General features: G+C 63.9%; 6 protein-coding genes. All 6 read left to right on the top strand.

What is annotated here, in order from left to right:
- Positions 1 to 1289, top strand: a 1289-nt coding sequence (locus AWB68_RS40835) for a GMC family oxidoreductase (RefSeq protein ID WP_087649848.1), incomplete at its 5' end; no start/stop codon positions are given.
- A gap of 42 nt (positions 1290 to 1331) precedes the next feature.
- Positions 1332 to 2345: an SDR family oxidoreductase gene (locus AWB68_RS40830; RefSeq protein ID WP_235028787.1), complete on the top strand. Its 1014-nt coding sequence runs from the start codon at positions 1332 to 1334 to the stop codon at positions 2343 to 2345.
- 9 nt (positions 2346 to 2354) lie between these two features.
- Positions 2355 to 4172 carry a glycoside hydrolase family 15 protein gene (locus AWB68_RS40825; RefSeq protein WP_087649846.1) on the top strand — a complete coding sequence of 606 codons (1818 nt, stop codon included), beginning with the start codon at positions 2355 to 2357 and terminating at the stop codon, positions 4170 to 4172.
- Positions 4169 to 5254, top strand: coding sequence for a cytochrome c oxidase subunit II (gene coxB, locus AWB68_RS40820; protein WP_087649845.1), 1086 nt, complete (start codon positions 4169 to 4171; stop codon positions 5252 to 5254). The genes AWB68_RS40825 and coxB overlap by 4 nt, the downstream gene beginning before the upstream one ends.
- A 19-nt stretch (positions 5255 to 5273) precedes the next feature.
- On the top strand, positions 5274 to 7295 hold the full coding sequence (ctaD, locus tag AWB68_RS40815; RefSeq protein ID WP_087649844.1) for a cytochrome c oxidase subunit I: 2022 nt from the start codon (positions 5274 to 5276) through the stop codon (positions 7293 to 7295).
- A partial coding sequence (locus tag AWB68_RS40810; RefSeq protein ID WP_235028786.1) for a cytochrome c oxidase subunit 3 occupies positions 7288 to 7715 on the top strand: 428 nt, incomplete at its 3' end. The genes ctaD and AWB68_RS40810, both read left to right, overlap by 8 nt.

Here is a 7715-nt window from a genome sequence, read left to right as displayed (position 1 = left end):
TCGCGATGGTGTCGTTGCGCTTTCGCCCGGAGTGGTTCAAGTCGAAGAGCCTCCTTGGCTATGGCGCGGACTGGCCCATCGACTGGCGCGAGATGTGGCGCTACTACGCCGAGGTCGAGGATGCACTCAAGATCTCGGGGCCCGTCAGCTATCCGTGGGGCCCGAAGCGCCCGCGCTACCCGTACCGTCCGCATGAGCTGAACGCCGCCGCACTCGTGCTCGCGCGAGGCGCCGAGGCGCTTGGCATCGCCTGGTCGCCCACGCCGCTCGCCACCTTGTCCGCGCCGCGTGGCGAGGCGCATCCATGTGTCTACCGGGGTTTTTGCGTGTCGGGCTGTGCGACCAATGCCAAGCAAAGCGCGCTCGTCACCTGGATACCGCGCGCGCTCGCCGCGGGCGCCGAGATACGCGATCTCGCGATGGTCGGCCGCATCGAGACGAACGACGATGGCCGCGCGACCGGTGTCGAATATTTCCGCGAAGGGCGCTGGCAATTCCAGCGGGCGCGCAATGTGGTGGTTGCGGGTTATGCGATCGAGACGCCGCGCCTGTTGCTGATGTCGGCGAATGCCCGCTTTCCGGACGGACTCGCGAACAGTTCCGGCCTGGTCGGCAAGAACCTCATGGTGCAGTCGAACCAGGCCACCTGGGGCGTGATGAAGGAGGAAATCCGCTGGTACAAGGGACCGCCGTCGCTTGCGCTCACGGAGCACTGGAATTACACCGACAAGGGCAAGGACTTTTTCGGCGGCTATTGCTACATGAGCCAGGGGCCGCTGCCGACCGTGTGGGCCGCGACGCAAAACGGACGCGGGCTATGGGGCGAAGCGCTCATGCGCGAGATGCAGAAGTACAACCATCAGGCCGGATTGAAGATCGTTGGCGAGACGCTGCCGCAGGAGCGCAACCGCGTGACACTTGCCGACGAGAAGGATCAGTACGGACTGCCGGTCGCGCGCGTCACCTATTCGTTTTGCGACAACGATCGCCGTCTGATCGCGCATTCGCTCGACTTCATGGAACAGGCACTGCGTGCGGCCGGCGCGAGCGAGATATGGAACCAGACCGACGATACCTGTCACCTGAACGGCACAGCCCGCATGGGCGACGATCCACGCACGAGCGTCGTGAACGCCGATTGCCGCAGTTGGGACATTCCGAATCTGTGGATCTGCGACGGTTCGGTGTTTCCGACCGTCGGTGGCGTGAACCCGTCCCTGACGATTCAGGCGATCGCCTGCCGCACGGCTGATCGCATCGAAGCGCTGGGAACGCGCGGCGAACTCTAGAGACATACGGGCGGGGCAGGCGAAGGACAACGGAGAGCAGGCGTGACAAACAGCATACGGAATCCGAGGACAGTCGTCATCACGGGGGCGAGCGCCGGGGTCGGGCGGGCAGCGGCCCTCGCGTTTGGCCGCCGCGGCGCGAATGTGGCGGTGCTCTCCCGCGATCTGGCCGCGCTCGAGGAAGTAGCGGTTCAACTGCGCGAGTTCGGCGTAGGCGCGTTGCCGATCGCCGTCGATGTCAGCGACGCCGACGCGGTCGAGGCGGCCGCCGAGCGGGTCGAAGCGGAACTGGGCCCTATCGACGTGTGGGTGAACGATGCGATGGTGACCGTGTTCTCGCCGGTCGAGCGTCTGACACCCGAGGAGTTCCGCCGCGTGACCGAGGTCACCTACCTCGGCTATGTATGGGGAACGATGGCAGCCCTCAAGCGGATGAACCGGCGCAATCACGGCGTCATCGTGCAGGTCGGCTCGGCGCTGGCTTACCGTTCGATTCCGCTGCAATCGGCTTATTGCGGCGCCAAGCATGCGATACGCGGATTCACCGATGCGCTGCGCTGCGAATTGCTGCACGAACGCAGCAACGTGCATCTGACCATGGTGCAGATGCCTGCGCTCAACACGCCGCAGTTCGATTGGGCGGAGTGCCACATGCCGCATGCGCCGCAGCCCGTGCCGCCAATCTATCAACCCGAAGTGGCAGCGCGCGCCATTGTTTGGGCCGCGACGCACCGTCGGCGCGAATTGTTTGTCGGTCTCTCGTCGATCAAGGCGATTCTCGCTAACAAGGTGGTCCCGGGATTGCTGGACCGATACCTCGGCCGCAATGGCTACGCGATGCAGCAGCGTCCGGAAGCGCTGCGAGGTGATCGGCCGACGGACCTGTGGCATCCCGTTTCCGGCGCGCACCGCGTGCGCGGCGCTTTCGACCCCGAGTCCCGCGAAACGAGCGCGACGTTGTGGCTCGACACTCACCGTGGCCTGTCGGTGTGTGCAGCTTTGATGGCCGCCGTGCTCGTCTTTCGCCGGGTGGGCAGACGGCTCGACAAGCGCTAGGAGGCGGCGATGGCCGCACGAATCGAGGACTATGCTTTGCTCGGAGACGGCCGCTCCGCCGCGCTCGTGGATCGGCACGGCTCGATCGACTGGTTGTGCTGGCCTTCGTTCGACAGCGATACATGCTTCGCCGCGTTGCTCGGTGACGCGCGCAACGGACGTTGGCGCATCGCGCCACGCAAACCAGTCCTGTCTGCCAAGCGCTGCTATCGCGGTGACGGACTCATCCTCGAGACGACACTGGTCGCGGGACCCAGCACGGTCATCCTGACGGACTGGATGGTCTGGGGCGCCACGCCGCCCGTGCTCGCGCGCCGCGTGCGTTGCGAGGGCGCTCCAGTATCGATCGAATGCGAACTGACTGTCCGCTTCGATTACGGGCGGGCGGTGCCGTGGAGTAAGCAAGCGGGATCACGCGTGCAGTTGATGGCCGGTCCTCAGACGTTTTGGCTCGACTCTTCCGCCGAGCTTGACTGCGTGGGCAACGACGTCCGGGTGAGTTTCAACATGGCGCCGGGCGAACAACGAGATTTTTCGCTCACCTGCGTCCCATCGACCAGTCCACCGCCGGCCGTTCCCGATCTGAACACCGCGCTCGACACCACGGCGGCATTTTGGTCCGGGTGGTCGGCGCGCAGCGCGGCGACCGGTCCCTATGCCGAGGCGATTCAGCGTTCGATGGTCACGCTCAAGGCGCTCACGAGCCTGGAAACGGGCGGAGTCATTGCTGCACCGACCAGTTCACTGCCGGAAGCCATCGGCGGTCAGCGTAACTGGGACTACCGGTTTTGCTGGCTGCGCGACGCGAGCTTCACGCTGAAGGCGCTGCTTGCCGGCGGCTATCACGATGAAGCCGCACGCTGGCGGGACTGGCTCGTGCGAGCGATCGGCGGCGACCCGGCGCAGGTGCAGATCATGTATGCGCTCGACGGCACGCGTCGCGTCGACGAGTGGGAATGCACGTGGCTGCCCGGTTACGAGCACTCCGCCCCGGTGCGGTTTGGCAATGCGGCCGTTGGCCAGTTGCAACTCGACGTCTACGGAGAAGTCCTTAACGCGTTGTATGTATGCCGGCAGGCCGGCCTGCCACCGGACGACGACGCCTGGTCACTGGAACAAGGGCTGGTCGCCCATCTGGGGAACGTCTGGCGCGAACCGGACCATGGCATTTGGGAAGCGCGCAGTGGTCGCAAAGCGTTCACGTTGTCCAAGGTCATGGCGTGGGTCGCGGTGGATCGCGCCTTGCGCTCCGCCCAGGAGTTCGGCGAGCAGGGTCACACCGAGGACTGGCGACGCCTTGCCGAACGCATCCGCGAGGATGTGCTGGCGCACGGCTTCAATCGACATCTCAACACGTTCACGCAGATCTATGGCGGTAACACGCTCGACGCCGGTCTGCTATTGATCCCGCTCACCGGCTTTTTGCGCGCGGACGATCCTCGTGTGAGCGGGACGGTCGATGCGATCGAGCATGCATTGATCGAGGATGGACTGGTGCTGCGTTATCGCATCGACGCGGCTAACAGTGAACTTGGAGGTGGGGAAGGGGCCTTCCTCGCCTGCGCTTTCTGGCTTGCGCATGTTCGATATCTCCAGGGCCGCGAATCGGAGGCGCGGGCGTTGTTCGAACGCTTGCTTGAACTTCGCAACGACGTGGGGCTTCTGTCCGAAGAGTACGACTTCAGGAGAAAGCGGCTGTGCGGAAATTTCCCCCAGGCGTTCTCACATGTCGCGCTGGTCAATGCGGGCATGGCCATGACTGCGGGACGCCGCGTGGCTCCCGATGATGAGAGTTCGGCCCGTAGCGGTGCCGAGCCTGTCAAATGATCAACGCTATTCGCGCCGCGCCGCGCGGGCGCGTCAGGTACCTAGACCTTAAGGTTCTCGCCGCGATATTCGCGGCGCACGGGCTCCGCACAGCATCGGCAGCCGAGGTCGCTGCGCCGCTGAACTACTTCCTTCATGCGGCAGGACCGGCGGCGACGCCGACCCTTAGGCTGGGTTGGGTCTTTGCGGGAATCTGCGCTGGCGTGTGTCTGATCATCGCGGTGCTGCTGACCGTCGCGATCCTGAGGCGCCGACCGGTGCCGCTTCCCGGCAACCCCGGCGACCCTGGCGCGTTGGCAGCGACCGGCGGCGGATCGAACTGGATTTACGTGGGCGCTGGCGTATCCGCAGTCGTACTGGTCGCAATGCTCGTCTACGCATTGATGACGCTCGAAAGCGTCGCCAGGCCGAACGGTGCGCCTTCGCTGACCATCACCGTCACCGCGTACGACTGGTGGTGGAAGATCGCTTACGCCGATTCCGCCGATCCGGCCCAACGCTTTGTCACGGCGAACGAGATGCACATTCCCGCCGGTGAACCGGTCAAGGTCGAGCTCAAAAGCGCGGACGTCATCCACGCGTTCTGGGTGCCGGTCCTCGCCGGCAAGACGCAGACGATCCCCGGTCAAACGAATGAACAATGGATCGAGGCTGATCGTCCCGGCGTTTATCGCGGCCAGTGTTCGCAGTTTTGCGGTGCGCAGCACGCGCATATGGCGCTTGAAGTGATCGCGCAGAGCCGCGCCGATTTTGCGGCGTGGCGGGCGCAACAAGCCCAGCCACACGTGCAGTCAACGGCGGCGAGCCCGTCGGTCGCGGCCGGGCAGAAGCTGTTCGACGAGCGATGCGCCGGCTGTCACGCGATCCGGGGTTCGTCGGCTGTTGGAGCACAGGCGCCCGACCTGACGCACCTTAATACGCGTCGCTTGATTGCCGCCGGCATGCTGTCCAATACCGCTGCAAACCAGCTCGACTGGATCACGCATGCCCAGCAGATCAAGCCCGAATCGATGATGCCAAGCATGATCCTGAGCCGTGACGAAGCCGCCGACCTGTCGGCCTTCCTCGCCACACTGCGATAACCACCGGCATGATGAAGCCATGAGCGCACCTGCTGAGCCTGAACGCATTGCATCGTCGCCGAGGCCACCGGCGCTTTCGCGGGTGCCCGAGATCGGCCGCGTCCCGCCCGGAAGTCCGACGCAGTTGCGCCTGCAAAAAATCTGGGAGACCGAACCCGGCTGGCGCGGCTGGCTCTCGACCGTCGACCATAAGAGCATCGGTCTGCGCTATATCGTGACGGCCTTCGTCTTCCTGCTGATGGGCGGCGTTGAGGCGCTGGTCATGCGGCTTCAGCTTGCGCGTCCGAACGCCGCGCTGCTCACGCCGGAGCAATACAACCAGCTCTTCACGATGCACGGCGTGACGATGATCTTCCTTTATGCGCTGCCGGTGCTCTCGGGATTTTCGAACTACCTGTGGCCCCTCATCCTGGGCGCGCGCGACATGGCATTCCCGCGGCTCAATGCGTTCTCGTATTGGGTGTTCCTGTTCGCCGGGATCTTCCTCTATTCAAGCTTCCCGTTTGGGCAGGGGCCGAACGCCGGGTGGTTCAACTACGTCCCGCTCTCCGGTCCTGAATACGACACCGGCCCGAACATCGACGTCTATGCGCTCGGCATGGTCCTGCTCGGCATTTCGACGACAGTCGGCTCGGTCAACTTCATCGCCACGCTGGCGCGCATGCGCGCACCCGGCATGTCCATCGACCGGGTTCCCGTGCTCGTGTGGGGCACGCTGACGGCGTCCGGCGGCAATCTGCTGGCCGTGCCGGCGGTCAGTCTCGCCTTCTTGATGTTGTGGCTCGACCGGCAGTTCGGCACGCATTTCTTCGATGTCTTGAATGGCGGCAGGCCGCTCCTTTGGCAACACATGTTCTGGATGTTCGCGCACCCGTGGGTCTATGCCGTGGTGCTGCCGGCGATGGGGATTGTCTCCGATGCGCTGCCTGTCTTCTGCCGCCGACCGCTCGTCGGCTACACGCCGGTGGCACTGGCGACGGTCGCGACGATGGTGGTGGGCTTCATCGTATGGATACATCATATGTTTGCGACCGGAATTCCGGCGCTTGGCCTGGCGTTCTTTGGCTCGGCGAGCATGGTGATCGCGATTCCCAGCGCGGTCGCCACCTTCGCATGGGTCGCGACGATCTATACCGGCCGTCCGGTGTTCAAGGTTCCCTTCTTCTATTTCGCGGGCTTCGTGCTGCTGTTCGTGATCGGCGGCGTGTCCGGCGTGATGACGGCCGCCGTCCCGCTCGACTGGCAACTCACCGATACCTACTTCGTCGTGGCGCACCTTCACTACGTGCTTCTCGGGATCAACGTTTTTCCGGTGATCGGCGGCATCTACTACTGGTTTCCCAAGTTCACCGGCCGCATGATGAGCGAACGCATTGGCAAGCTCGGCTTTGCGGTTCTGTTCATCGGGTTCAACGTCGCCTTCTTTCCGATGCACATCGCGGGCCTCCTTGGCATGCCGCGCCGTATCTACACCTATCCCGCCGATATGGGATGGAACACCGTCAACCTCATCACCTCGCTCGGGTCCTTCGTGTTCGCGCTTGGCGTGCTGATCTTTCTGTTCGATCTCGCGTGGAGTTACAAGCGAGGCTCGGCCGCTGGCGACAACCCGTGGGACGCACCCACGCTCGAGTGGTCCATTCCGTCGCCTCCGCCGCCTTATAACTTCGCGACTGTCCCGTTTGTCGGAAGCCGCCATCCATTGTGGGAGAACAGGCTTGTGAGTGAACGAGGAGACAAAGCCGGGTCCGTGCTCGATCAAGGCTACATCCTCGACCATGGGCGCGAGGCACTGGGCACGACGGCCCTCGATGGCGAACCGCACATCATCCTGAAGATGCCGGGCGATTCGTATGCGCCGTTCCTCCTGGGCGGTTTTTCATCGCTCGTATTTGCCGGCATGGTCGTTCACGCATGGTGGTTCACGGGGGCGATGCTCGGCGCTTCTGCGATCTCAGTGATCGCGTGGCTCTGGCCCGAGCGGGGCCTTCTGCAACGCGAACCATACCCTGTACACGAAGCGGGAGACGGAATTGGCTGATGCGATCGATGCATTCGACACAACCCGGGCGCTGCCCATCGGCAGCGCGGGCGAGCGATCCAGCGGTTGGTGGGGTGTGTGGACCATGATTGCCACGGAGTCAGCTTTATTCGGTTACCTGGTCTTTTCGTATCTCTATCTCGCATCGCAATCGGCGCAACATTGGCCTCCGGAGGGCCTGCCGAAGCTCGCGATCGGGAGCACCAACACGTTGGTTTTGCTGTCCAGCAGCGTGTTCGTGTGGTTCTGCGAACGATGCATTCGACGTAAGCGGCTACGGCTCGGCGTGGCTTCGATGGGCGTCGGCATCGTGTTGGGGATTGTCTTCGTCGGCGTCCAGCTCAAGGAGTGGCACGACCATCCCTATGGCCCGACGACGCATCTGTATGGCTCGCTGTACTTCACCATCACGGGATTTCA

Origin of the sequence: Caballeronia choica (assembly GCF_001544535.1) — a bacterium.
Taxonomy (GTDB): Bacteria; Pseudomonadota; Gammaproteobacteria; order Burkholderiales; family Burkholderiaceae; genus Caballeronia; species Caballeronia choica.
This window is presented reverse-complemented; position numbering and strand designations above follow the sequence as displayed.